The 25449-nt window shown below is 69.7% G+C and carries 21 protein-coding genes; 16 read left to right on the top strand and 5 right to left on the bottom strand.

The annotated features are described in order from the left end of the window. Positions 1-30: 30 nt before the first annotated feature. A complete protein-coding gene (gene hrpA, locus CTB96_RS17500; RefSeq protein ID WP_110128067.1) occupies positions 31-4011 on the bottom strand; it encodes an ATP-dependent RNA helicase HrpA in 3981 nt (1326 codons plus the stop codon). Positions 4012-4097: 86 nt separating this feature from the next. On the opposite strand from hrpA, the gene CTB96_RS17495 reads away from it, so the two are divergent. The 7 genes from CTB96_RS17495 (at position 4098) to pnuC (ending at position 9407) form a co-directional block, all read left to right on the top strand. Next, positions 4098-4745: a hypothetical protein gene (locus CTB96_RS17495; protein ID WP_110128066.1), complete on the top strand. Its 648-nt coding sequence runs from the start codon at positions 4098-4100 to the stop codon at positions 4743-4745. Between the two features lie 2 nt (positions 4746-4747). Further along, complete coding sequence (locus CTB96_RS17490; RefSeq protein WP_110128065.1) at positions 4748-5044, top strand: transcriptional regulator; 297 nt, start codon at positions 4748-4750, stop codon at positions 5042-5044. Beyond that, positions 5041-5970 (top strand): ABC transporter ATP-binding protein, encoded by a 930-nt coding sequence (locus tag CTB96_RS17485; RefSeq protein ID WP_110128064.1) that lies wholly within the window; start codon positions 5041-5043, stop codon positions 5968-5970. The genes CTB96_RS17490 and CTB96_RS17485 overlap by 4 nt, the downstream gene beginning before the upstream one ends. Continuing rightward, complete coding sequence (locus CTB96_RS17480) at positions 5967-6794, top strand: ABC transporter permease (protein ID WP_248283433.1); 828 nt, start codon at positions 5967-5969, stop codon at positions 6792-6794. The genes CTB96_RS17485 and CTB96_RS17480 overlap by 4 nt, the downstream gene beginning before the upstream one ends. Positions 6795-6984: 190 nt before the next feature. After that, entirely contained in the window at positions 6985-7818 is an 834-nt protein-coding gene (locus CTB96_RS17475) for an aldo/keto reductase (RefSeq protein ID WP_110128063.1), read from the top strand. Between the two features lie 260 nt (positions 7819-8078). After that, on the top strand, positions 8079-8660 hold the full coding sequence (gene msuE / locus CTB96_RS17470) for an FMN reductase (protein ID WP_110128062.1): 582 nt from the start codon (positions 8079-8081) through the stop codon (positions 8658-8660). An 81-nt stretch (positions 8661-8741) separates the two neighbouring features. After that, positions 8742-9407, top strand: a complete 666-nt coding sequence (gene pnuC, locus CTB96_RS17465; RefSeq protein WP_110128061.1) for a nicotinamide riboside transporter PnuC — start codon at positions 8742-8744, stop codon at positions 9405-9407. A 293-nt stretch (positions 9408-9700) separates the two neighbouring features. Here pnuC and CTB96_RS17460 read toward each other — a convergent pair whose 3' ends face one another. Then, entirely contained in the window at positions 9701-10390 is a 690-nt protein-coding gene (locus CTB96_RS17460; protein WP_110128060.1) for a hypothetical protein, read from the bottom strand. Positions 10391-10616: 226 nt separating this feature from the next. On the opposite strand from CTB96_RS17460, the gene CTB96_RS17455 reads away from it, so the two are divergent. After that, entirely contained in the window at positions 10617-12452 is a 1836-nt protein-coding gene (locus CTB96_RS17455; protein ID WP_110128563.1) for a thioredoxin domain-containing protein, read from the top strand. Between the two features lie 392 nt (positions 12453-12844). After that, entirely contained in the window at positions 12845-14671 is a 1827-nt protein-coding gene (locus tag CTB96_RS17450; protein WP_110128059.1) for a stealth family protein, read from the top strand. On the opposite strand, the gene CTB96_RS17445 is transcribed toward CTB96_RS17450, so the two are convergent. After that, positions 14601-15539 (bottom strand): phosphodiesterase, encoded by a 939-nt coding sequence (locus tag CTB96_RS17445; protein WP_110128058.1) that lies wholly within the window; start codon positions 15537-15539, stop codon positions 14601-14603. The genes CTB96_RS17450 and CTB96_RS17445 overlap by 71 nt on opposite strands. Before the next feature lie 165 nt (positions 15540-15704). Beyond that, positions 15705-16136, bottom strand: a complete 432-nt coding sequence (locus tag CTB96_RS17440; protein ID WP_248283432.1) for an Hsp20/alpha crystallin family protein — start codon at positions 16134-16136, stop codon at positions 15705-15707. A gap of 141 nt (positions 16137-16277) precedes the next feature. On the opposite strand from CTB96_RS17440, the gene CTB96_RS17435 reads away from it, so the two are divergent. Then, the gene (locus CTB96_RS17435; protein ID WP_110128056.1) at positions 16278-17195 is read left to right on the top strand and encodes an NADP-dependent oxidoreductase; all 918 of its coding nucleotides are present in this window, start codon (positions 16278-16280) and stop codon (positions 17193-17195) included. A gap of 93 nt (positions 17196-17288) precedes the next feature. On the opposite strand, the gene CTB96_RS17430 is transcribed toward CTB96_RS17435, so the two are convergent. Further along, positions 17289-17519 carry a hypothetical protein gene (locus tag CTB96_RS17430; protein WP_110128055.1) on the bottom strand — a complete coding sequence of 77 codons (231 nt, stop codon included), beginning with the start codon at positions 17517-17519 and terminating at the stop codon, positions 17289-17291. 123 nt (positions 17520-17642) lie between these two features. Between CTB96_RS17430 and CTB96_RS17425 the strand changes: the two genes are divergently transcribed. From CTB96_RS17425 to CTB96_RS17400, 6 genes are all read left to right on the top strand, one after another. Next, complete coding sequence (locus tag CTB96_RS17425; protein WP_110128054.1) at positions 17643-18482, top strand: phosphatase PAP2 family protein; 840 nt, start codon at positions 17643-17645, stop codon at positions 18480-18482. A gap of 153 nt (positions 18483-18635) precedes the next feature. Continuing rightward, the gene (locus CTB96_RS17420) at positions 18636-19874 is read left to right on the top strand and encodes a type III polyketide synthase (RefSeq protein ID WP_110128053.1); all 1239 of its coding nucleotides are present in this window, start codon (positions 18636-18638) and stop codon (positions 19872-19874) included. 4 nt (positions 19875-19878) lie between these two features. Continuing rightward, on the top strand, positions 19879-20625 hold the full coding sequence (locus CTB96_RS17415; RefSeq protein ID WP_248283431.1) for a class I SAM-dependent methyltransferase: 747 nt from the start codon (positions 19879-19881) through the stop codon (positions 20623-20625). Then, the gene (locus tag CTB96_RS17410) at positions 20618-21790 is read left to right on the top strand and encodes an FAD-dependent oxidoreductase (RefSeq protein WP_110128052.1); all 1173 of its coding nucleotides are present in this window, start codon (positions 20618-20620) and stop codon (positions 21788-21790) included. The genes CTB96_RS17415 and CTB96_RS17410 overlap by 8 nt, the downstream gene beginning before the upstream one ends. Positions 21791-21958: 168 nt before the next feature. Further along, positions 21959-23578, top strand: coding sequence for a DUF7059 domain-containing protein (locus tag CTB96_RS17405; protein ID WP_248283430.1), 1620 nt, complete (start codon positions 21959-21961; stop codon positions 23576-23578). A 204-nt stretch (positions 23579-23782) separates the two neighbouring features. Further along, positions 23783-25225, top strand: coding sequence for a flavin monoamine oxidase family protein (locus tag CTB96_RS17400; protein WP_110128051.1), 1443 nt, complete (start codon positions 23783-23785; stop codon positions 25223-25225). Positions 25226-25449: the final 224 nt, after the last annotated feature.

The raw sequence follows: 25449 nt of genomic DNA, 5'->3' as shown, positions 1-25449 counted from the left end.
TTGGGGCTTAACTCACGGCTCGCGGGCCGGTCAGCTCGCGAGGACCTTCTGGATTCGCTGCAGGGAGACGGACTCCGCCGCCCGCAGTTCCTGGGCGAACAGGCTGATGCGTAGCTCCTCGATCATCCAGCGGGCACGCACGAGGTTCGGCGCGGCATCCGCCGGCAGCGGAATGCGCCCGCCGGCGTCGGTGAACTTGACCGTGGCCGCCTGCACCTCGTTCATCCACACCCGGTCGCGGTTGGGGTTGTCGAGGAGCTTCTCGATGCGGGCAGTGATGCCGCCGAGATACCGTGGCACGTGCCGCAGCTGGGCGAGCCCGGTGGCACTGACGAAACCGGGGTAGACCAGCCCGTTCAGCTGCTCCCGGGCATCCGTGAGCGCGGCCAGCAGGGCCATGCTGGTGGAAGCCTTGAGCGCCTTGTCGGCCGCGCGGGAGGCGGTGAGCACCCGGGCGACGAGCCCGACGGTCTCGAACATCGAGTCCATCACCACGCCGGAGACCCGGTCGCGGATGGTGTCGAACTCGGCCTTCATGAACACCTGGCCGTCGGGGCGCACCCGGTAGAGCACGTCGTCGACGGCGGCCGCGAGGCAGTCGTCGAACAGCGCCTGGGTGGAGCGGTACGGGCTGGTGGCCAGCGACAGTTTCTCGCCGCCCTTGAGGTGCTGTTGCACGTAGGCCACGGGTGATGGCGTCGCCAGCAGCAACAGCCGGCGCACGCCGCCAGGCAGCGTGCGGGCCTGCTCCTCGGCGGTGCTCATCATGCGGATGGCCACCGACGTGCCTTCGTCGATCAGGGTGGGGTAGCCGCGGATGGTGTTGTCGCCCTGCTTGGTGTCGATGAACCGGGGCAGCTCGATGAAGTCCCAGGTGGTGAGGCCGGTGCGTTCGATCGCGTTCTTCGGCGTGGCGGCGGAGGCCTTGGCCACGGACTCGCGCACCTTGTTGCCCAGGCGCCGCTGCAGCTCGGTGAGGTCCTTGCCCGAGGCGACGCTCTTGCCGCGCTCGTCGACGACCCGGAACGTCATGCGCAGGTGCGCGGGCACCCGGGAGAGGTCGAAGTCCTGCACGGTCACGGGCACGTAGGTGAGGCGCTGGATGAGGGCGGCGAGGGTCTCGGCAAAGGAGGGGTCGGCCGGTTCCGCCCCGGCGCCGATGGGGGCACCGCTCGTGGGAGCCACTACGCCGGGTGCGGGCGGCAGCTCGGCGAGGAGGCGCACCGCCCAGTCGGCGGCGGGCACGACGTTGCGGCGGATGGCCTTGGGCAGCGACTTGATCAGCGAGGTGACGAGGTCTGCGCGCAGGCCCGGCACCTGCCAGTCGAAACCGGTGGGGGAGACGCGAGCGAGCAACGCCAGCGGAATCTGCACGGTCACGCCGTCGTCTTCTTCGCCGGGCTCGAACCGGTAGCTCAGTGCGAAGCGCTGGTCGCGCTGCTGCCACGACGGTGGGAAGAGCGACTCGTCGATCTCCGGCGCATCCTCGGGGACGAGCGCCTCGGCGGTCATGGTGAGCAGGTCCGGCGTCTTGACGCGGGCCACACGCCACCAGGTTTCGAAGGTGCGCGTGCTACATACCTCAGCGGGAATACGTCGGTGGTAGAACTCGAAGACAGCCTCGTCGTCGAAGAGGATGTCGCGGCGCCGGGTGCGCTCCTCGAGCTCGGCCAGCTCCTTGCGGAGCGCCGTATTGGCCCGGTCGAACGCGGTGACCCGCTGGTCGACCCGGTCGAGGTCCCACTCGCCGTCGACGAGCGCGTGCCGGATGAACAGCTCGCGAGCGTAGGCCGGGTCGACCTTAGAGAACTGCACTCGGCGGCGCGGCACGATCGGCACGCCGTAGAGGGTGACCCGCTCGTAGGCGACCACGGCGCCCTGCTTCTTCTCCCAGTGCGGCTCGGAATACGAGCGCTTGCAGAGGTCGCCCGCGAGCTGCTCGGCCCAGGCCGGGTCGACGACGGCGTTCATGCGGGCGAACAGCCGGCTGGTTTCCACCAGCTCGGCACTCATCACGGCGTTGGGCTGCTTCTTGGCCAGGGCGGAGCCGGGGAATAGCACGAACCGCTGTTGCCGGGCGCCGATGTAGTCCTTCTTGGCCACGTCCTTGAGGCCGATGTGCGAGAGCAGGCCGGAGAGCATCGAGCGGTGGATGCCGTCGGGGTTCACGCTCGGGTCGCCGATGTGCAGGCCCAGCGGCTTGGCCAGCTGGCGGAGTTGCTTGTAGACGTCCTGCCACTCGCGCACTCGCAGGTAGTTGAGGAACTCGTTCTTGCACAGCCGCCGGAACGCGCTCGAGCCGAGCTCCTTCTGTTGCGTCTCGAGGTAGTTCCAGAGGTTGAGCAGCGAGAGGAAATCGCTGGTGGGGTCGGCGAACCGGGCGTGCTTCTCGTCGGCGGACCCGCGGCGCTCCAGCGGCCGCTCGCGCACGTCCTGGATGGTGAGGCCGGCCACGATGGCCATCACCTCGCGGCTGGTGCCCTGCGTCTTGGACTCGATCACCATGCGGCCGAACCGGGGGTCGATGGGCAGCTGGGCGAGCTGTTGGCCCACCCGGGTGAGGCTGTGTGTGCCGGCCGTCACGGCCATCCGGCCGCCGCTGCGCCCGGAACTGTCCCGCCCGCCGCGCCCGCGCCCACCGTCACGACCGGAGCGGCCGCCGGCCTGGCTCGGGTCTTCGCTGGGGGTGCCGCTCGGCGCCACGATCGCCTTGACAGCGCCGAGCTCGGTGAGCAGGTCGAGGCCGTCCTTGATGTTGCGCGAGTCCGGCGGGGTGAGGAAGGGGAACTGCGCGATGTCGCCCAGGCCCAGCGAGATCATCTGCAGGATGACCGCGGCCAGGTTGGTGCGCAGGATCTCCGGCTCGGTGTACTCCGGCCGGCGGGTGAAGTCTTCTTCGCTGTACAGCCGGATGGCGATGCCGTCGCTGGTGCGGCCGGACCGGCCCGAGCGCTGGTTGGCGGAGGCCTGCGCGATGGCCTCGATCGGCAGCCGCTGCACCTTGGAGCGCACGCTGTACCGGCTGATGCGGGCGGTGCCGGCGTCGATGACGTAGCGGATGCCCGGCACGGTGAGGCTGGTCTCGGCCACGTTGGTGGCCAGCACGATGCGGCGGCGCACCCCGGCCACGGTGGAGGGCTGGAAGACCTTGTGCTGGTCGGCGGAGGAGAGCCGGCCGTAGAGCGGCAGCACCTCGGTGGGGCTGGTGCGGTCGCGGGAGGCGAACTTGCCCTGCAGGGCGTCGGCGGCGTCGCGGATCTCGGTCTCGCCGGAGAGGAACACCAGCACGTCGCCGTTGGACTCCTGCTCGAGCTCGTCGAGCGCGGCGGAGATGCCCTCGATGTAGTCGCGGTCCACGGTGGGAGCGGCATCCGACAGCTCGTCTTCGTCGTCGATCGGGGCCTCGGCCACAAGCGGGCGGTAGCGGATCTCCACCGGGTAGGTGCGGCCGGAGACCTCGATGATGGGCGCCGGGGTGCCGTCGGCGGCGGCGAAGTGCTTGGCGAAGCTGGCCGGGTCGATGGTGGCGCTGGTGATGATCAGCTTGAGCTCTGGGCGCTGGGGGAGCAGCTGCTGCAGGTAGCCGAGCAGGAAGTCGATGTTGAGGCTGCGCTCGTGCGCCTCGTCGATGATGATGGTGTCGTACTTGCGCAGCATCCGGTCGCGGTGGATCTCGTTGAGCAGGATGCCGTCGGTCATCAGCTTGATGCGGGTATCGGCGCCGACCCGGTCGGTGAAGCGCACCTGGTAGCCGACGAGTTCGCCGACCTCCTGGCCGAGTTCCTCGGCGATGCGCTCGGCGATGGTGCGCGCGGCGAGCCGGCGCGGCTGCGTGTGGCCGATCGACTCCCGGCCCAGCTCCAGACAGATCTTGGGCAGCTGGGTGGTCTTGCCCGAGCCGGTCGATCCGGCCACGATCACGACCTGGTTGTCGCGGATGGCGCGCGCGATGTCGTCGCGGCGCTGGCTGATCGGCAACTCGGGCGGGAAGGTGATCTTGACGGGAATCATTAGCCCTCCATGTTATTGCCTCACGGCGTTGCCCCACTTCGAGCCGAACCGTTGTGCTGCAAAGTACTTTGTGTTACAAAGTAGACATGAACAACAACACGATGGATGCCGACGAACCGCTGGGCGACCCCCGGGCCACGCTCGCATTGCTCGAGGGGCAGCAGCGGCAAGTGCTGAACGCCCAACAGACCCCGGTGATCTGGATGTATCTCATCTGGGGCATCACCTGGTTCGTCGGCTTCCTCGCCCTCTGGTCGGGCGACGCCGACGGGAACCCGTGGTTCACCATCCCGGCCTACGTGGCCACACCAGTGTTCATCGTGATGCTGGTGGCGTCGATCGTGGCGTCGGCCGTGCTCGGCGTGCGGATCAACCGTGGGGTGCGCGGCGCCTCGGTGTTCTCCGGCGCGGTCTACGGGCTCTCCTGGACGGCCTGCGGCACCGCGTTCGCGATCCTCGGCACCGGCCTGATCAGCCAGGGCCTCTCGCCCGAGCTGGCAAACCTGTACTTTCCGGCCGCGTACGCCCTGATGTGCGGCACCATCTACCTCGGCGGTGCCGCGCTCTGGCGCAACATCTCCCAGCTGGTGCTCGGGCTGGTGCTGCTCGCGGTCGGCGCGGCTTCCGCCTTCGCCGGGTCGCCCGGCAACGACCTCGTCCTCGCCCTCGGCGTCGGTGGGGCGTTCCTCATCGCCGCCGGCACCCTGGCGGTGCGGCGCCGGCAGGGGCGTTGACCATGGACGAACTCGACCCGGTGATCCACGCATCCGCCCGGCTCAAGATCACCGCCACCCTCGCCACTCTGCCGGTCGGCGACCAGATCGCCTTTCCCCGGTTGCAGGAGCTGCTCGGCATGACCGCCGGCAACCTGTCTACGCATCTGCGCAAGCTCGAAGATGCCGGCTACGTCGACGTCGTGAAGTCGCACCAGGGCCGCACACCGGTCACGTACCTCGCGCTGTCCCGCTCGGGCCGGCGTGCCTTCGAGGACTACCTGGAAGCCCTCCGTGCACTGTTGGGAGAATCCGCATGACCGTTCTCGCCCGGCTCGACGCCGTCACCCGCCGCTTCGGCGAGGTGCTCGCCGTCGACGACGTCACCCTCGACATCCACTCCGGCAGCATCCTGGGCCTGCTCGGCCCCAATGGCGCCGGCAAGTCCACCGTGCTCACCATGCTGCAGGGCCTGCGCCGGCCGAGTTCCGGCACCGTCTCGCTGTTCGGCGGGTCGCCCGGCGACTACCGCACCCGGCAGAAACTCGGCTGCACCCCGCAGGAGACCGCGCTGCCGCCGACCCTTCGGGTGGGCGAGGTCATCGACTTCGTCGGGCGGCACTTCGAGCACCCTCTGACGACCGCGGCCGTGGCCGATGAATTCGGGCTGGGGGAAGTGCTCAAGCGGCAGACCGGGGCCCTCTCCGGTGGGCAGAAGCGCCGGCTCAGCGTGGCGCTCGCGTTCGTGGGCCAGCCCCGTCTGGTGCTGCTCGATGAACCGACCACGGGACTCGACGTGGATGCCCGGCGCACCCTATGGGACGCCGTGCGCCGTCAGCATGACCGGGGCGCCACCGTGGTGGTGACCAGCCACTACCTCGAGGAGATCGAGGCGCTCGCCGAACGCGTGGTGGTGATGGCCCACGGCCGGGTGATCGCCGACGACACCGTGTCGGCCGTGATCAACCAGGTCTCGCTGCGGCAGGTGCGCCTGGTCACCGAGCACCCCGACCGGGTGAGCGGCCTGCCCGGCGTGGTGGCCCGCGAGACCGGCGACGACGGCGCCACCACCTTCTACGCCACCGACAGCGACCGCCTGATCGAGGAGCTGGTGCGCTCCGGCATTCCGTTCGCCGGCCTCACGGTGCGCGGCGCCACCCTCGAAGAAGCCTTCCTCACCCTGACCGGGGCGACGGATGCGGCCGCTTCGTCGACCCAGATCGCCCAGAAGGAGATGCACCGATGAGCACCCTCACCCCCACCCCGGCCGGCACCGCTCCGGGCACGCCCACCCGGCGGCCGACTCTCGGAAGCCGCACGGGCATCCTGGCGCTCACGCTGCTGCACGCCCGGATCATCCTCCTCGAGACGTTCCGCATTCCGGCCGCCCTGATCGGGTCGCTCGTGTTTCCCGGACTATCGCTGCTGTTCTTCGTCGTGCCGCAGCGCGCCATCGCCGACAACCCGGAGTTCGCCACCCAGGCGGTGATCGCGTTGAGCGTGTTCGCGCTGATGTCGAACTCGCTGTTCAGCTTCGGCCTGAACATCGCGGCCAACCGGGAGCAACCGTGGGACCCGTACCTGCGCACCCTGCCGGTGCCGGGCGTCTCCCGCGTGCTCGGGCAGATTTGCTCGACCGGGCTGATGGGCCTCGCGTCGATCCTGCCGGTGATCGCGATCGGTGCTCTGTTCACCGCGGCGGAGGCATCCGTACTGGGTGTTCTTGCGGGGATAGTGGCGCTGGGCATCTCGGCGCTGCCGTTCATGTTCATCGGCATCTCGATCGGCTACTCGATGTCGTCCAAGGCCGCCATCGCCGTGGTGCAGATCGTGATGTTCGGCCTGGCGTTCGCCGGCGGGCTGTTCCTGCCGCCGTACCTCTTCGCCGACTGGCTCGACACCCTGTCGAAGTTCCTGCCCTCCCGGCAGGCCCGGGAGTTCGTGATCTGGGCCGTGCAGGGCGGTGAGCTGGAGCCGTGGGTGTGGATCGGCATCCTGGCCTGGACCGCGGCAACCTTCGCCCTGGCGCTGCTGCTCTTCCGCCGCGACGAGGGCCGCCGCTACCGCTGAGAGGTCGCGCGCTTCGCTGGTCGAGCTAGTCGACGCCGTGCTGAGCCTGTCGAAGTAGACCTCGCGACGTGCATTCGGGTCGTGACCGCCCCGCTGGTCGAACTTGTCGAGACCTCGCGAGCCGTCCTCCGGATTACGCTCTCGGCACGCGTGACGTGCGCCGACGGCGCCGCGTCCCTAGGCTCGGAAGATGACGAAAACAGTTCCCACCCTCACTCTGAACGACGGCAAGACAATTCCGCAGCTCGGTTTCGGTGTGTTCAAGGTCGACCCGACCGAGACCACCCGGATCGTCTCCGACGCGCTCGAGGTCGGCTACCGCCACATCGACACCGCCGCGATCTACGGCAACGAGGAGGGCGTCGGTCAGGCGCTGGCCTCGTCTGGCATCGACCGCTCCGAGCTGTTCGTCACCACGAAGCTCTGGAACGACGAGCAGGGCACCCAGTCCGCGCTGGACGCGTTCGACGCCAGCCTGGAGAAGCTCGGCCTGGACTACGTGGACCTGTACCTCATCCACTGGCCCACCCCCGCCAAGGACAAGTACGTAGACAGCTGGAAAACCCTCGCCCAGATCCGCGAGTCCGGCCGGGCCCGCTCGATCGGCGTCTCGAACTTCCTGGTGCCGCACCTGGAGCGTCTCCTCACCGAGACCGACGTCGTGCCGGCGGTCAACCAGATCGAGCTGCACCCCGCCCACCAGCAGCGCGAGGTCACCGCGTTCGCTCGCGCCAACGGCATCGCGATCGAGGCCTGGGGGCCGCTGGGCCAGGGCAAGTACCCGCTGCTCGAGGAGTCCGTGGTCGTGACCGCGGCCGAGACCCACGGCAAGACACCCGCCCAGGTGATCATCCGCTGGCACCTGCAGACCGGCAACATCGTCTTCCCCAAGTCGAACCGCCGCGAGCGCATGATCGAGAACTTCGACGTCTTCGACTTCGAGCTCAGCCACACCGAGCTGGCCACCATCTCCGCCCTCGAGCGCGGCGGCCGGGTGGGCTCGCACCCCAACGACGTGAACTGACCCTCACGAGCCTCATCGACTTGCCACGAACGGCCCCTTCCGCACCACTGAAGGGGCCGTTTGCGGCAAGTCGGTGCAGTGCGCTGCGCCCACTTGCCGCGAAATGCCCTTTGAGGGAGCCTGAAAGGGCGTTTTGCCGCAACTCGGCGGATGCCCGAGCGGCGCGGGCAGCGGATGCGGTGGCGCAGGGCGCATCCGCCGTCTTACGTCATGTGTCGGCGGGAGTGGCGGCATCCGCAGTGCCCACCTAGCGTCGAAGCATGTCGTACACCCTGAACGTTGTCGCCGTCTCCGGCAGCCTGCACGCGCCCTCGAAGACCACCGCGCTGGTACGGGCGATTCTCGACGCGCTCGAGCGTGAACTCTCGATCAGCGTGCACCTGATCGAGCTGAGCCAGGTGGGCCGCGAATTCAGTGGGGCGCTGCGCCGAGACGAACTCTCGCCGGCAGCCGAGGCCGACCTGCAGCGCATCGAGGGTGCCGACCTGCTCATTGTGGCCTCGCCGGTGTACCGGGCGTCGTTCACAGGGCTGTTCAAGCACGTCTTCGACTTCGTCGAGCAGTACTCCCTGGTGGACAAGCCGGTGCTGCTGGCCGCGACCGGCGGCAGCGACCGGCACGCGCTCATCCTCGAGCACCAGTTCCGGCCCCTGTTCAGCTTCTTCCAGGCGCTCACCCTGCCGATCGGCGTCTACGCCAAGGACAGTGACTTCACCAACTACCAGGTGACCAACGCCGAGCTCAGCGAACGCATCGATCAGGCCATCCGCCGCGGCCTGCCGCTCGTGCGCGCGAGCCTGCCGGCCAACCTCTCCGCCGACTCCGCCGCGATCGTCTGGTAACGCTCCCCGGAATAGAGCGCGCCCCGCACGCCTTACATTGGGACGTGCACGGATGCGACCCATCCGGGAGAGAAGTGAACGATGTCCCTGATCGACTGGCTTTTTGACGCCCAGCTGCAGATCGGTACCCAGACGATTCTCTGGCGGGAGATCATCGGCAACGTCTTCGGCATCCTCAGCGCCATCGGCGGTATGCGCCGCAAGGTGTGGGCGTGGCCGGTCGGCATCCTGGGCAACGCGCTGCTTTTCACCGTCTTCCTCGGCGCCGTCTTCGGCACGCCCAACCCGGTCAACCTGCTCGGCCAGGCCAGCCGCCAGATCATGTTCATCGTGGTGTCCGTCTACGGCTGGGTACAGTGGTCGCGCAGCCGGTCCGCCGGCACGGTGGCCGTGGCCCCGCACTGGGCGAGCAACCGGGCGCGCATCGGCCTGGGCCTGGGCCTCGTCGCCGGCACGCTCATCCTCACCCCGATCTTCCGTGCGCTGGGCTCGTTCGAACCGGTCTGGGCGGATGCCTGGATCTTCACCGGCTCCCTCCTGGCCACCTACGGCATGGCCCGCGGCTGGACCGAGTTCTGGCTGATCTGGGTGGCGGTCGACATCGTGGGCGTGCCCCTCTTGATCAGCGCCGGCTACTATGCCTCGGCCATCCTCTACCTGTTCTATGGTGCCTTCACCATCACCGGCTTCGTCATCTGGAGTCGGTTGCAGCGACGCCAGGCGCTGCTCGCGGTCGCACCGGTCTGACCCGCCCGCGCTCTGCGAGAGCGGCCCTGTGGTTGCCTCGGGTGCGTTTGGTGACCGTTTCGCCGCTTTCGCGAGAGTGCGGTTCTGCGAGAGCGGGGGTGTGGTTGCTTCGGGTGCGCTGTAGCGACCGTTGCGCCGCTTTCGCGAGAGTGCGCTCCGCGAGAGTGCGGCTTCGCGAGGGTGCGGTTCTGCGAGAGCGGGGTGTGGTTGCTTCGGGTGCGTTGTGGCGACCGTTGCGCCGCTTTCGCGAGATGACGGTTCCGCGAGACGCGGGTGCCTCCCCGGTCACCGGGTCAGGCGACCGGATGCGGCGAGCCGGCCGGTCCGCGCCGCTCCGGGCCGCGCTGCCGGCCGATGGACACCAGCCCGAGCACCGGCACTCCGAGCAGGATCATCGACACTAACGGGCCGAACGACGCGAACAGCACCGTGAGCACCGCGGTGAGCGCGCCGAAGGCGACCACCGCCACCAGGAAGCCCGTCCGTGAGGTGCGGGCGAACGCCACCGCGGCGAGGCCGAGCGGCAGCAGGCGCAACCAGAGGTCGACCGCCGAGTGGGGCAGTGGGCCACCGAAGTAGGAGATCACGGCGCCGACCGCATAGAGCCCCACCCACACCCAGAACAACCACGGACCGGCGGGCACCACCGGCTCGTAGGGCTCGTCGGCCGCCCAGTTCGGCGCGGCGCTGCGCGACTGGGTTCCGGGCCGGCCCGGCGGGAATTCGCTTCCGCCCGATTCGGCACCGGTGGCGGCGGTGCCGGGGGAGTGGCGGATCCGCTCGGCCTCGTATTCGCGCAGCACGGCGCGAGCCAGGGTGAACCTGTCGAACCGGGCGGCGGCCTCCGCGCGCTCGGCCGACGTCGCCGCCGGCAACCGGTCGGGATGCGAGCGCTGCGCCTGGAACCGGTAGGCCCGCTCCACCTGCTCGAGTCCCGCATCGAGCGCAACCTCGAGCAGCGCCGCCGCCTCGGCGGGGGTCATCGTGCGCTCCGTCATGCCGGCGGGTCGCTCACGCGGTCTCACGGGTGGGGGTCACTCTGCCTCCGGCTACGAATCGTGCGCTCCGAAGGGTTAAGTCTCACAGCCGCCCGCCCGCTCGGCAAGCCTTCCCAGCGGATGCCGATCTTCGCTGCGCCTGCCGCGGCCGAGAACCGCGGATATCGCCGCGACCAGCCGCAACGCAGGCAGTCGCGGCACAATGGACCGCATGAGCAACCGCCTCGCCGAAGCCATCAGCCCCTACCTGCGCTCGCACGCCGAGAACCCGGTCGACTGGCAGCCGTGGGGCGCCGACGCCTTCGCCGAGGCCCGGAGCCGCGACGTGCCGGTGCTGGTGTCGATCGGGTACGCCACCTGCCACTGGTGCCACGTGATGGCCCGGGAAAGTTTCAGCGACGTAAGTGTCGCGGCGTACCTCAACGAACACTTCGTGAGCATCAAGGTGGACCGCGAGGAACACCCCGACGTGGACGCCAGCTACCTCGCCGCCGCCGGCGCGTTCACCCAGAACCTGGGCTGGCCGCTGAACGTTTTCGTCACCCCGGACGGCAAACCGTTCCACGCCGGCACCTACTCGCCACCCGCGCCGCTGCCCGGGCATCCGGCGTTTCGTGACGTACTCGCCGCGGTGACGGATGCCTGGACCACGCGCCGCGCCGCCGTGGAGGACAGCGCCGCCGGCCTGGCCGAGGCGCTGGCCCAGGCGCGGCCCGCCGGGATGGGCGCGGACCTGCCCGACCAGGCCCGGCTCGCCGAGGTCGTCGACCTGCTCGCGACCGCGGAGGACCCGGTCTACGGCGGTTTCGGCGGTGCCCCCAAATTCCCGGCCTCGCCCACCCTGGCCCTGTTGCTCGACCGTGCCGACGGCCGCGATCTGGCACTGCGCACCCTCAAGGGCCTGGGCGCGTCGCCGCTGCGCGACCCGGTCGAGGGCGGGTTCTTCCGCTACGCCGTGAACCGGGACTGGAGCGACCCGCACTACGAACGCATGCTCTACGACAACGCCCAGCTGCTCGAGCTCTATACCCGGGCCTGGATGCTCACCGGCGAACACTGGGCCCGCATCGTGGCCGACGGGCTGGTGCGGTTTCTCGGTGCGGTGATGGAGTTGCCCGGTGGCGGCTTCGCCAGCGCACAGGACTCGGAGAGCACCGTCGACGGGGCGCGGGTCGAGGGCGGCTACTACGCCCTCGACGAAGACGCTCGCGCCGAGCAGACCCCGCCGGCGTTGGACGCCAAGGTGCTCACCGGCTGGAACGGCCTGGCGATCGGCGCGCTCGCCGTGGCCGGGCTGGCGTTCGCCGACGACACCGCCGTGCAGCTGGCCCGTCGCACCGCCGACCGGCTGCTCGAGCTGCACCGCCGGGCCGACGGCGCCCTGGTGCGCGCCTCGATCGACGGCCGGCTCTCGCCCGCCGTGGCCACCCTGGAGGACTACGGTATGTTCGCCGGCGGCCTGCTGGAGCTGGCCACCGCCACCGGGGAGGTGCGGTACGCGGTCGCTGCCCGCGAACTCGTCGACCGCACCCTGCCCGCCGAGGGCGCCGTCTTCCGCGCGCCCGAGGGCGCCGATCCGGTGCTCACCGGCCAGGGCCTCGACCTGGCCACCGACCCGTCTGAGGGCGCCTACCCGTCCGGCCTCTCGGCCATCGCCGCGGCGGCCTGGCAGCTCTACCTGCTCACCGGGGTCGCCCGGTACCGCGACGCGGCCACCGCCGGCATGGTGCGGCTGGTCGGCACCGGCGACCTCAACCCGTTGGCCTTCGGCGCCGCCCTGCGGCTCGTCAACGCGCTCACCACCCCCATCGAACAGCTGGTCGTGGTCACCCCGGACCGGCCGGCAGGGGATGACGCCCTGGTCGATGCGGCCCGGCGCCGCCAGGGCCTGGTGGCCGTGGTCACCGAGCGGCAGGCCGAGGCCTTCGCCGCCGCCGGCTTCGAGCTCTTCGCCGAGCGCGGCATCCGTCAGGGCCTGCCCACCGCTTACCTCTGCCGCGACTTCGTCTGTCGTCTGCCCACCACGGATGCGGCCGCCCTGGCCTGACCCACCGCATCCACCCCGCCCAGCTGTTGCCCGAGCGGACAACTGTTGCCGGCGCACCGGGCGCAAATGTCCGGAGCGGGAACAGTTGGGCGGGCCAGGCCCACGGCGCGGATCACGAGGGCCGGCCCGCGGCGACGTACACTAAGAACAACGACTCTGTTCAGCGGGAACCACGCCCGGTCTTGATCAGATGTCGTGGCCCGGGAAACCCGGGCGCATACTCCGGGGCCTGGCGCATCGCTGCCCGCTCAGCGGAGTTCCACTTATTGATCTGCCCGCACCACGACAGCACCCGCAGCCCGCGCTGCACAGCCAGGCACCGCTCGACACCCTCACTGTTCAGCACCACTGAACACCGCCACCCGCACACAGTACTTGCTCCAAGGAGGACCATGGCTCGCTTCGACCGCACCGACTCTGCACGACACTCGCGCACCGCCGATGGCCGCGGCTTCTCCGAGGCCGCACCCACGCTCGTCACCGAACCGGCCCCTGACACCGCCTCCATTCCCGTGCTCTCGCTCAGCAACGAACCCGAACTGGTTCTGCTCACCCTCGACACCCGCACCCGCCGGTTCGACCGCGACGACGTCGTCGTGCGCAAGGGCGAGATCGCCCTGATCAACGGACATTTCACCCCGCACGAATCCAGGGTCAGCGACCTGCTCGCCGTGGCCGAGGCGCTCGACACCGCCGGCATCGACTTCCTCCTGGTGCGCGGCGACCACGACCGCCCGGTCATCGCCGTCAACCGCAAGCGTCGCAAGAAGATCAGCCGAGTGCTCGCCGACACCTTCGGCAACACCCCGTTCTACCTCAAGCCGCTCGACGGCGACCCGTCCCGGCCGGCCCTGCTCGCCGACGGCGCCCTCGCCGACCTGCGCACCTCCGACGTCTTCCGGGTCTACCAGCCGCGCATCGAACCGATCGGCCGCCTCCGCTACGGCGCCGAGACCGCATTCCAGCTCGAACTCTGGCGCTTCGGCGAAGACGAGATCGTCGCCCCCGTCGAGAACGCCCTAATGCGCAGGCGCCTGCCCCGCTCCGAGGCCCGCGAAACCACCGTGGAGCTCTTCGGCCGCAGCTGGCGCACCCTGCAGAACATGTTCGACGACCTCGTCAGCGACGTCAGCTTCGACATCGACATGGTCTTTTCCTGGGTCGACGGCTCCTCCACCGACTTCCAGAAGGCCCGCGCCGCGCGCATGGAGAACTACGTCGTCGGCTCCGGCGACGACTCGGATGCCCGGTTCCGGCAGATCGACGAGCTCAAGTACGCACTGCGCAGCGTCTATATGTTCGCGCCCTGGGTGCGCCGCATCTTCATCGCCACCGACTCCCCGGCTCCGGAATGGCTGGTCGACCACCCGCGGGTCACCATCATGAACAGCGAGGACTTCTTCCCCGACACCTCGGCGCTGCCCACCCACAACTCGCACGCCGTGGAGAGCCAGCTGCACCACATCCCGGGCATCGCCGAGCACTTCATCTACTCGAACGACGACATGTTCCTCGGCCGACCGGTCGGCCCGGAGCTGTTCTTCTCACCCGGCGGCATCACCAAGTTCGTCGAGGCAGCCACCCGCATCGGCCTGGGCGACAACGACCCCAGCCGCAGCGGCTTCGAGAACGCCGCCCGGGTGAACCGGGCGCTGCTGCGCGAACGCTTCGGCAAGGTCACCACCCGGCACCTCGAGCACACCCCGGCACCGCTGCGCAAGAGTGTCATGTTCGAGCTCGAAGCCGAATTCCCCGAGGACTTCGACCGCACCATGAAGAGCCGGTTCCGCTCGGCCACCGACATCTCGGTGACCAACTCGCTGTACCACTACTACGCCCTGGCCACCGGCCGGGCTGTGGAGCAGACCCAGGTGCGTTCGCTCTATGTGGAGACCACGCTCAAGCTCGCGCTGCGCCAGATGAACAAGCTGCTCAAGCGCCGCGACCAGGACATGTTCTGCCTCAACGACGGCAGCTTCCCCGAGATCAGTGACGAGGTGCGCACCGAGGCCGTCACCGACTTCCTCGAGCGTTACTTCCCGATCGTGGCCCCGTGGGAACGCGAAAGCGTCATCGCCGAAAGCCAGCACGGCGAGGACACCCTCATCGAGAGTGTCCTCGGCACCAGCAACGGATTGACCGCTGACGTTATCGCAGAACCGGGATCGGCCTGGTCATTGGCGGCTCACGGTACGCGGGGAGACTACCCGCCGGCATGATCTCGATGCCGGAGGCGGCCAGGCGACGGGCGCTTTCGGCCGGGTCGATGTAGTCCAGCGGGGCGAACTCGCCCAGCGGCACCACCGAGTGCAGCACGGTGTCGGCGTAGACGTGTACGAGGTTGAACGCCCGCGCGCCGTCCCGGCCGCGGGTGCCTCCGACGGGCACGTTGAGGTCCTGGGTGTAGCAGGTGGCCGAGGCCACCGACACCGGGATTCCGGCGAAAGTCGCGGTGGAGGAGTAGTGCAGGTGTCCGGCGAGGATGCTGCGCACATCCGTGCCGCGCAGCACCTGCGCCAGGCTGGCCTGGTCGCGCAGCTCCACCGACACGGACAGGTCGAGCATGCTCGGCACCGGCGGGTGGTGCATCGCGAGGATCGTGCCATCCGGCGCCGGAAAACTGAGCTGCTCGCTGAGCCACTCCAGCTGGCGGTCGGAGATCTCGCCGTAGTGGCTGCCCGGCACGGTGGTGTCGAAGGTGATGATGCGCAGGCCACCGACGTAATCGACGTGGTCGATCGGGGCGAGGCTGGGCTCCTGGCCGAGCAACTCGGTGCGGAAGTTCGCCCGGTTGTCGTGGTTGCCCATCACCCAGAGCAGCTTCGCTCCGAGGCGCTCGGCGGCGGGCTCCACAATGCTGCGCAGTTTCGCGTAGGCATCGGGCTCGCCCTTGTCGGCCAGGTCGCCGGTGATGATGATGGCGTCGGGCCTGCCGCCTGACGCCTCCACATCCGCGATCAACCGTTGCACGTGTGCGGTGCTGTCGACGCTGCCGTAGAGACGGTTACCGTCTGCTAGCAGGTGCGTGTCACTGAGGTGGAGAAGGAAATAATCCGGCCTGGGGTATTCGGCCGTTCGAATGCTCACGGAGCTTCCATTCGTTTGGTACTTAGGCACTTTACGGGGATTGCGCTGCGGATGCTACAAATTCAGTCGATCAGAGAAATATGAACTTAGCGTGTACAACACGCAAAAAGACAGGACCCAAGGACCTAATTCCTTGGAATCCTGTCTTTTTCTCGGTTTGCGGCGTCAGGCGTTGAGACGCTTCTCGCCTTCCTTCAGCGTCACCGTTTCCTGCTTTTCGCTGCTGATTTCGATCTTCCGCGGCTTGGCGGCCTCGCTCACCGGAATCGTCACCGAGAGCACGCCGTTGGCGTAGGTGGCGCTGATGTTGTCGAGGTCGATGCCCTGGCCGAGGTTCAGCTGGCGCAGGAACGACCCGGACGTGCGCTCCCGGGTGAGCCACTTCACGTTTTCGTGGTTCGCGAGGGTGCGCTCACCTCGAATGGTGAGCAACTGCCCGTCCACGTCGATGTCGACCGAGCCGGGGTCGATGCCGGGCATGTCGGCGTTCAGTACGTAGACATCACCGGCCCGATAGAGGTCCATCGGCATCACGCGGGGCGCGCGCCGGGTTTTGCGACCCGGCCTGGGTGTCAAACTTGAGTCGGCACGACTCAACTACGATTAATTTTTTGCGATTCGGCGACCGCTCGCAACCGGTCTGGCCGGCCCGGTGTTCGCGGTCAGCGAATCGATATCACGGGGCCTGCACCCGGCCCACCCCTCGACCGGGCGGATGGGCGTGTCTAGGCTGTGACGATGGCGCGCTACGTGAGATTCGACAGGTTCGGTTCCCTCGAGGTCTTGCGGCTCGACACCGCCGAAGCCCCGCAGGCCGGTCCGGGCCAGGTGCGGGTGCGGGTGCACACCGCCGGCCTCAACCCGGTCGACCTGAAGATCCTGGCCGGCGGCCCGGCCGCGGCGCGTTACAACGTGACCCCGCCCAGCGGAAACGGCAACGACTTCGCCGGAGTCATCGACCATGTCGGCCTGGGCGTCACCGGCTTCAGCGCAGGCGATGCCGTCTTCGGCGGTCTGCGGATGGCCGCCCAAGCCGACTACCTGGTCATCGACGCCGACCAGGTGCACGCCAAGCCGCCGAAACTGGGCTTCGTCGAGGCCGGCGCGCTGGACATCGCCGGCCGGGCCGCGTGGGCATCCGTGCACTCGCTGCATCTCACCCCGGCGGACACCGTGCTGGTGAGCGCGGCGGCCGGCGGGGTCGGGGTGCTCGCCGCTCAGCTCGCCCTGCGCGCCGGGGCCACCGTGGTGGGCACGGCCAGCGCCGCGAACCATGACTTCCTGATCGGGCTCGGCGTGGTGCCGGTCGCCTACGGTGACGGCCTCGTCGACCGGCTGCGCGAAGTGGCACCGCGCTACACGGCCGCGCTCGACAACAACGGCCCGGCCACGATCGACGCCGCGCTCGCCCTGGGCGTGCCCGGCCGGCGGATCAACACCATCGCCGCCCGCGGCTACCGGGCGGAGGAAGGCATCGCCGGGGTCGGCGGGCAGAGCGCCGAGCCGGGTGCGTTGGCCGCGCTGGCCGACCTTATCGCGGGCGGCGAGGTGCAGCTGCCGATCGACAGCGTGTACCCGGTGGAACGGGTGCAGGATGCCTACCGGCACCTGGCCGCGGGCCACCTGCGCGGCAAGGTCACTGTGGCGTTGGAATAGCCGGCGCTCGGAGAGCCGGCGCCGGAAAAGGTGTCGGGGCGCACACCGAGATCCCGGTCGCGGAACCCGCGACCGGTTGTGCCGATGGACGCGTCAGGGGTGGGTCTGGCCCGGTTCGGTGACCGGCAACACGGCAGTGGCACCCTCGCCGTGCTCGTAGGGTTCCACCTTCTCGTCGCTGGCGGCGGCCGCACGACGGCGCTCGGACTCGAAGTCGCCCTCGAGTCCGGGGTAGCCGCCGCGGTCGGGCGAACGACTCCACCAAGCGCGATCGACGCTGACCGTGCCCTTCGGGTCATTCGCCCTGCTCTTACGGTTCCTCATAGTGTGAAACTACGCTCCGACATCTCGATGTCAAGACAGATCCGGCGCGGGTTTCCCGCGTTTTTGCACGGCTCGTGCACCGTCCTTTCATGGTTCACCCATGCTGCCGTGGGACAGTAGAGGGTGCACCCGTTCTCCCGCCTCACTCCCACCCGTTATATCGGTGCCGCCGTTTTGTGCATCCTCGCCTTCGTGGGCCTGTACCTCTTCTTCGTGCGCGACGAAACCGGACAGGCCATCGATCAGCTGGCGTTCAACGGCGCCGAGAACGGCACCACCGGTGCCGAAGTCACCCGCAGCCTGCTCGACCTGATCCCGTCCGTGATGGTCGCCGTTGGCGCCATCGTCAGTCTTGTCATCGCCGCCGTGCGGCGGGCCTGGTTCCCGCTCGTGGTGGGTGTGGGTAGCGCTCTGGCCGCGACCGTCACCACCCAGCTGCTTAAAAATGTGTTCCTGACCCGGCCCGACCTGGGCGTGGATGGCTACGTCTCCAATTCATTCCCCTCCGGGCATACGACGGTGGCGGCAGCGTCTGCGCTCATCGTGTTCCTCGTGGCCAGCCCGCACACCCGCTGGTTGGCCGGCACGCTCGGTGCCGCCTTCGCGGTCGCCGCCGGCGTATCCACCCTGGTCAGCCTGTGGCACCGGCCCAGCGACGTGATCGCCGCGCTGCTCGTGGTCTCTTTCTGGGGCTGCGTGGGCGGAGCTGTGCTCACCCGGGCCGGCGGACGGCAACGGGCCCGGCGCACCCCCACTCCGGCGAAGGTCGGCCTGCGCCTGCAGAGCTGGATCGCTGTACTCGCCGCCGTGGTGACCGCCGTCGCCGTGGGCATCGGGGCCACCGGAGCCTTCGGAATGACCTCCGCAGCGCCGATGGCCTACCTCGGCTCGGTCACCGCCATCGTCGCGGTCGGCTTCGCCCTCGCGATCACCGCCACCCGCCTCTTCGACCGCCTGCCCTAACTGTCGCGGCCACCCGTTGCGCGCCCCCGTCCGCGACGGCCGGAGCGGAGAGGCCGCGCCACCCCCTTGTGGGGGTGTGCCACGGGCCGAATACGGCCGCGCCGCGCCGCACAGGGGGGTGTGCCCGGAACACGCTGCGTGTAACACTGGGGCATGGCCGTCACGCTGAGAGCGCTCCAGACCGTGGTTCCACCCACCGTCCTCGTGCAGGACCAAGTGCGCGATATCTTCGCCGCCCAACCCGGGCTGAGTCGATTGGCTCAGCGGCTGGTGACCGCGTCGTTCAACCTGTCGGGCATCGACACCCGGCACACCGTGATCGAAGAGCTCACCCTGGACTCCACCGCTACGGAGCCGCAGTTCTTCGACGCCGCCAACCAGCTACTGCTCGTGCCGGGCACCCGGGTGCGCAACGAGCTCTACATCGAACAGGCCACAAAACTGTTCGTGGAGGCCGGCCGCCGCGCCTTGGCCGCCTGCCCCGGCCTCGACCCGGCCGACATCACCCACGTGGTGACGGTGTCGTGCACCGGGTTCTACGCCCCCGGCCCCGACTACATGTTGGTGCGTGAACTCGGCCTGGCGCCATCCACCCAGCGCTATCACCTCGGCTTCATGGGCTGCTACGCCTCCATGCCGGCGCTCCGCACGGCCAAGCAATTCGTCGAGGCCGACCCCAACGCCGTGGTGCTCGTGGTCAGCGCCGAGCTCTGCTCGCTGCACCTGCGCACCTCCAGCGACCCCGACACCATCGTGGCCTCGTCGCTGTTCTCGGATGGCGCCGCCGCCGGCATCGTGAGCAGCCGGCTGCCGGTCGCCGGTGAGAACGCCCTCAACCTGGACTTCTTCGAGACCGTGATCACCCCGGTCGGGGAGGGCGACATGGCCTGGAAGATCGGCGACGAGGGCTTCGAGATGATCCTCAGCTCGTACGTGCCGCACATCATCGACGAGCACATCGAATCCGCGCTGGCCCCGCTGTTCGCCCGCGACGACGCGCTCACCCGGGCCCTCGCCGCCGGTGTCGTGGCCGAGGCCGACGCGCTGGCCGCGGGCGCGGACCCCGACGGCACCGCCGCGGCCGGGCAGGTACTCACCTCCCTCGCACCGGGCTCGACCCTGAGCACCGCGATCGCACACTGGGCGATCCACCCGGGCGGGCGCAGCATCCTGGACAAGACCGAGGCCAAGCTCGGTCTCACCGAAGCGCAATTGGTGCCCTCGCGGGAAACCCTGCGCACCAACGGCAACATGTCCAGCGCCACCATCCTGTTCGTGATGAAGGAGATCCTCGACGGTGAGAGCACCGCCGAGGGCGACCGGGTCTGCGCGATGGCGTTCGGCCCGGGCCTCACCGTCGAATCCGGACTGATGACAGTGCTGCGCGGCTGAGGCGGTGCTCCCTTCGCTCACAGAACGGGCGATCGGCGCCGTCGAGATCATGGACGATCCCCACTGCGACGCCGAGGCCTTGCGGCGCACCTACGCCAACTTCCGCTACGTCAACGCCGTCGTGTCCGGGCTGCGGCACACCTACCGGCACGACATCCGGCCGCTGCTCTCCGCCACGGCACCGCGCACCCTGCTCGACATCGGCTCGGGCGGCGGCGATGTGGCCCGGTCGCTGGCCCGCTGGGCCGTCAGGGACGGCCTGCTCCTCACCGTGACCGCGATCGACCCGGATGCCCGGGCGCACGCCTACGCCACCGGCCAGCCGGCCATTCCCGGGTTGCAGTTCCGCCGGGCGCACAGCGCCGACCTGGTCGCGGCGGGGGAACGGTTCGACATCGTGCTCTCCAACCACGTGCTGCACCACCTCGGTGCGGCCGAGCTGGGCGCCCTGCTGGTCGACTCCGAACGGCTCAGCCGCTCGGTAGTGCTGCACGGTGACATCGAGCGGCATCCGCTGGCCTATCTCGGCTTCGGGCTGGGCACCTGGCCGTTCTTTCGCCGCTCTTATATTCGGGTCGACGGGCTCACCTCCATTCGGCGCAGCTTCACCTTTCGGGAGCTGGCCGGGGTGGCGCCGCCGGGTTGGAACGTGCGCCGCGAACTGCCCTACCGGCTGATGCTGCGCTGGCAGCCGCCACCCGACAGCACCCGGATCAGCACTGCGGAGAAGGAGCGGCGAGCACATGCGTGACGTGATTGTGGTGGGCGGCGGCCCCGTGGGCATCCTGCTGGGCTGCTTGCTGGCCGAGCGCGGCGTAGACGTGGAGGTGCTGGAACGGCGCACCCGGCCGTCGATGCTGGCGCGGGCCATCGGCATCCACCCACCGTCGATGCGGGTGCTGCGGGAAGCCGGGGTGGCGGAGCGGGTGCTCGAACGGGGCGTGAAGATCGAAACCGGCAGCGTGCAGAGCGGCGGACACACGCTGGGCCGGTTGTCGTTCGCGCAGACCGCCGGCAAATTCCCCTTCGTGGTGGCGTTGCCGCAATACGAGACCGAGGCCGTGCTGCGGGAACGGTACCTGCAGTTGCGGCCGGACGGCCTGCGCTCGGGTGTGGGAGTGGGCATGCTGCAGGACCGCGGCGAGCACGTGGACGTGCTGGCCGAAACCGGGGCCGACCAGGCCGCCGCCGACGTGGCCGGCGACGTGGGAGTGGAGATCGTCGCCAGGGCGCGTTACGTGGTGGTGGCCGACGGCGCCCGCGGGCGACTGCGCGATGCGGTCGGCATCGCCTCCCGGCCGCTCGGCGGGGGAGAGACCTACTTGATGGCCGACTACCCCGACACCGGCGAGCACGGCAGCGAGGCGGTGCTGTTCTTCGAGGAGGCCGGGGTGGTGGAGTCCTTCCCCCTGCCGGATGGCCGGCGACGCTGGGTGGCGATGACGCCGACCCTGCTGACGGATGCGTCGATCGACGACCTCACCGCGCTGGTGCACAGCCGCACCGGCGTGAGCCTGCCGCCCACCGACGGCGAACCGAGCTCGTTCTCGGTGCGGCAACGGCTCGCATCCACGATGGTGCAGGGCCGAGTGCTGCTGGCCGGGGATGCGGCGCACGAGATCAGCCCGATCGGCGGGCAGGGCATGAACCTGGGCTGGCTCGACGCGCTCGCGCTCGCCCCGGCGCTCAAGCACGCGCTCGCCCAACCGATCGAGGCCAGGGTGACGCTCGCCGGCTACGACCGGCGCCGACGCCGGAGCGCGCGGATCGCCGCCCGCCAGGCCGGGTTCAACATGGCGATGGGCCGGCCGGCCCGCGGCATGCGGTTGCAGGCCCGGAACGCCCTGGTGCGCACCCTCGCGGCACCGCCGCTGAACGGGTTGCTCGCCCGTGCGTTCACGATGCGCTGGCTGTAGCGTTCGCGGACCGTTCCTGCTGGGGTCGTGCGTCGGTGATTTACGGACTTCGCCGGGTTTTCGGCCGCGCTGACTGTGCGAAGTCCGTAATTGAGTGCGGCTGGCGACGACTCGGCCCCCGGCGAGAACGGTGCGGGCGAGAACCCTCCCGTGCAGTTGAATAGAGAGGTGACTGCACCTCTGATCGACCTGCTCCGCGCCGACCTCTTCGCCGCCAACTTCTCGGTGACGGCCCTGACCGGGCTGTGGGGCATCGAAGCGGATGCCGCGCTGCACCGCAATCAGCGGGTGCCGGCCCTGCGGGCGCTCGCCCGGCTGCGCGCCACCCTCAACGTGCCGGAGCCGAATGTGGCGCTGGCCCAGCTCTTCGTGCTCGGCCTACCCGTTGATCGCGCCGAGATCGATGCCGCGCTGCCGTCCCTCGGCGTGGATGGGGCCGAGCGGCTCGGCCTCCTCACCGCGCACGACGGCCACGGCGGCACTGTCGACGAACCCACCCTCGACGACGGCGCGCCCCAGGTGAAGCCCGTCGTTGACCTGCGTCCGTACAGCTTCGTCGACGCCCACGGCGCCGGCAGCTGGTGGATCGCCTCCGACCTGGGCGAACTGGCGCTCGGGCATCCGCTCGCCGAGAACCACGTGCTCGGCGTGGGCGGCGCCTCGCTCACCCTCAGCGCCCTGCTCATTCCGGCGCCGGTGGACTCCGCGCTCGACCTCGGCACCGGCTGCGGCATCCAGGCGCTGCACGCGTCCCGGCACGCCCGCCGGGTGGTCGCCACCGACATCTCCGAGCGCGCCCTCGAACTCGCCGCGCTGAACGCCCGGCTGAACGGCATCGACAACATCGAGTTCCGGCTCGGCAGCCTGTTCGACCCGGTGGCCGGCGAACGCTTCGACCACATCATCTCCAACCCGCCGTTCGTGATCACTCCGCGGGTAGAGGGCGTGCCGAACTACGAATACCGCGACGGCGGCATGGTCGGCGACGCCCTGGTGGAAGCCGTGGTGCGCGGCGCCGCCGAGCACCTCACCCCCGGCGGGGTGGCCCAGCTGCTCGGCAACTGGGAGTACCACGCCGAAGCGGAGGCCCTCGACCGGCTCGTCGACTGGCTGGAGCCGGCTCCCACGACCGACCCCGCCGCCCCGCTGGACGCCTGGATCATCGAGCGCGAGGTGCAGCTTCCCACCGGGTACGCCGAGACCTGGATCCGCGACGGCGGCACCCGACCCGACACCCCCGACTTCGACCGGCTCTATGCCGCCTGGCTCGACGACTTCGAGGCCCGCGGGGTGCGGCAGGTGGGCTTCGGCTACATGCTGCTGCGCCGCCCGGCCGCGGATGCGCACGGCCGCACCCGGTTGCTGCGGCTCGAGCGCCTGCCCGAGGCGCTCGGCCACAACGCCGCCGGCATCGGCAGTCACCTCGAAGAGTGCCTGGCCGCCCACGACTGGCAGGCCGGCCTCGACGACGACACCCTGCTGCGGAGCACCCTCACCGTGGGATCCGACGTGACCGAGGAACGGCACTTCTGGCCCGGCCAGGAGGACCCGACGCTGATGACGCTGCACCAGGGCGGCGGGTTCGGCCGCTCCGTGCCACTGGACACCGCCCAGGCCGCGCTCGTGGGCGCCTGCGACGGCGAGCTGCCGGTGGGTGTCATCATCGGCGCCATCGCCCAGTTGCTCGACGCGGACGCGGAGGACCTGCGTGCCGAGCTGCTGCCGCGGGTGCGCGCCCTGCTCGACGACGCCTTCCTCGAGCCGCCCGCGCCCGGCTCCGGCGCCTGACCCGCCGCATCCGCCGCGTGAACTGTTGCCGCTGCGGACTTCTGCGCCCGGTGCGCGGGCAACAGTTGTCCGCCCGGGTAACAGTTGCGCCCGGCGCGCCCACACGGTCGCCGAAAGCTGTCGTCCCCGGGCTGAGGTAGCGTGAGGGGTACCACTTCGAGGGTCGAGAGGAGTGCGTCCCGCACCGGGTGACGCGAGCACACGATGAAACGTCGGACCTTCCTGATCAGCTCCATCTCGGGCCTGTCGCTGCTCGCGCTCACCGGATGCACCCCGCCTGCGCCCACACCCACCGGCACGCCCACCCCGACGGGCACGCCCACGCCGTCCCTGGTGCCGAAGCCCGCCGGCATGCTCCGCTCGTCGTGGTCTGAGGACCCGTTCGCGCAGGGCTCCTACAGTTTCGCGGCTGTGTCCTCCACCCCGCAGCAACGCGACGACCTCGCCGAACCCGTGCTCGACCGGCTCTTTCTCGCCGGTGAAGCCGTCTCCAGCGACGCCCCGGGCACGGTGCAGGGCGCCCGCGCCTCTGGCCAGTCCGCTGCCAGAACCCTCATTGATCTCGCCAAACCGGGGGAGCGGGTCGCCGTGATCGGTGCCGGTGCCGCCGGGCTCGCCGCCGCCCGGCTGCTCGCCGACGCCGGTTTCACCGTGATGGTGATCGAGGCCCGTGACCGGCTCGGCGGCCGCATCGACACTGTCGCCGACAAGGACTGGCCGATGCCGGTGGAGCTCGGCGCGTCATTCATCGTCGGCAGCGGCGGCACCTCCCTCGATGAGGAGTTCACCGGCCTCGAGGTCTCGCACGCACCATTCCCGCCAACGCCGGAGGTCCGCGCCCCCGACGGCACCGTGACCCTGGTCTCGGCGGTCGGCACCGACGCCGTGACTGCCGCCCTCGCCTGGGCGGCCGACCAGGCGCAGGACACCTCGCTGGCGAAGTCCCTGGTGGCCTCCGGCTCCGCCACCCTGTCGCAGACGGATGGCTCCGCCGGGGTCTCCGACGCCGACTGGCTGAATTACCAGCTCGCCACCGCCAACACGCTGGAGTCCGGTGCCCCGACCGACGAGATGAGCGGCTGGTTCAGCCCCACCCCGGCCACGATCGCCGAAGACGACACCCGCATCGTGCTCGGCGGTTACAGCGCACTGCTCGACGAGGACGCGGCCGACCTCGAGGTGCTGTACTCCAGCGTGGTCACCCGCATTGCCTACACCGACGCATCCGTGAGCCTGCGGTTGGGCACGGGGGAATCGCTCACTGTGGATCGCGCGATCGTCACGGTGCCACTGGGTGTGCTCAAGAGTGACGTGATCGAGTTCGACCCGGCCCTGCCGTTTGCGCACCGCGGCGCCATCGCGGCGCTGGGCATGGGCACGCTCGACAAGATCTGGCTGCGCTTCGACGAACCGTTCTGGAACACCGACGCCGCACTGTGGACCACCGTCGGCGACGACACCCTCGAATTCCGGGTGTGGGTGAACATGATGCCGCTCACGAATGAGCCGATCCTGGTCGGTTTTGTCAGCGGCGAGCAGGCGCTCACGCTCGCCACAGTGGACAACTCCGAGTTCACCGCCGCGGCTCTGCGCAGCCTGGAGCCGTTCGCCCTGGGCGCCAGCGCCACGCCGGAGCCCGCGGCGTAACCCGCGGAGAGCCCGCGCAGAGCCCGCCACGGCGCCCGCCGAACAGGTGAAATCCCGACGCGAGAAATTAACGAGCAAAACTCAGAGTCCCGGTGTAAGCTCGCCGAAACGTCTAGTCGGTGAAGGGGCCGTCCGCTTAGGGACACCCCCGTGGGGAGATCCAGTCGTTGTCTGACTGGTCGTGCCGACGGAGTCCAGTCGGGCGTACAGTGTTCCGCCGTCGG

Origin of the sequence: Cryobacterium arcticum (assembly GCF_003185895.1) — a bacterium.
GTDB lineage: Bacteria > Actinomycetota > Actinomycetes > Actinomycetales > Microbacteriaceae > Cryobacterium > Cryobacterium arcticum.
This window is presented reverse-complemented; position numbering and strand designations above follow the sequence as displayed.

Coding starts and splice junctions, on each gene's coding strand:
- hrpA (WP_110128067.1), bottom strand. CDS start 4,011: ATGATTCCCGTCAAGATCACCTTCCCGCCCGAGTTGCCGATCAGCCAG.
- CTB96_RS17495 (WP_110128066.1), top strand. CDS start 4,098: ATGAACAACAACACGATGGATGCCGACGAACCGCTGGGCGACCCCCGG.
- CTB96_RS17490 (WP_110128065.1), top strand. CDS start 4,748: ATGGACGAACTCGACCCGGTGATCCACGCATCCGCCCGGCTCAAGATC.
- CTB96_RS17485 (WP_110128064.1), top strand. CDS start 5,041: ATGACCGTTCTCGCCCGGCTCGACGCCGTCACCCGCCGCTTCGGCGAG.
- CTB96_RS17480 (WP_248283433.1), top strand. CDS start 5,967: ATGAGCACCCTCACCCCCACCCCGGCCGGCACCGCTCCGGGCACGCCC.
- CTB96_RS17475 (WP_110128063.1), top strand. CDS start 6,985: ATGACGAAAACAGTTCCCACCCTCACTCTGAACGACGGCAAGACAATT.
- msuE (WP_110128062.1), top strand. CDS start 8,079: ATGTCGTACACCCTGAACGTTGTCGCCGTCTCCGGCAGCCTGCACGCG.
- pnuC (WP_110128061.1), top strand. CDS start 8,742: ATGTCCCTGATCGACTGGCTTTTTGACGCCCAGCTGCAGATCGGTACC.
- CTB96_RS17460 (WP_110128060.1), bottom strand. CDS start 10,390: ATGACCCCCGCCGAGGCGGCGGCGCTGCTCGAGGTTGCGCTCGATGCG.
- CTB96_RS17455 (WP_110128563.1), top strand. CDS start 10,617: ATGAGCAACCGCCTCGCCGAAGCCATCAGCCCCTACCTGCGCTCGCAC.
- CTB96_RS17450 (WP_110128059.1), top strand. CDS start 12,845: ATGGCTCGCTTCGACCGCACCGACTCTGCACGACACTCGCGCACCGCC.
- CTB96_RS17435 (WP_110128056.1), top strand. CDS start 16,278: ATGGCGCGCTACGTGAGATTCGACAGGTTCGGTTCCCTCGAGGTCTTG.
- CTB96_RS17430 (WP_110128055.1), bottom strand. CDS start 17,519: ATGAGGAACCGTAAGAGCAGGGCGAATGACCCGAAGGGCACGGTCAGC.
- CTB96_RS17420 (WP_110128053.1), top strand. CDS start 18,636: ATGGCCGTCACGCTGAGAGCGCTCCAGACCGTGGTTCCACCCACCGTC.
- CTB96_RS17410 (WP_110128052.1), top strand. CDS start 20,618: ATGCGTGACGTGATTGTGGTGGGCGGCGGCCCCGTGGGCATCCTGCTG.
- CTB96_RS17400 (WP_110128051.1), top strand. CDS start 23,783: ATGAAACGTCGGACCTTCCTGATCAGCTCCATCTCGGGCCTGTCGCTG.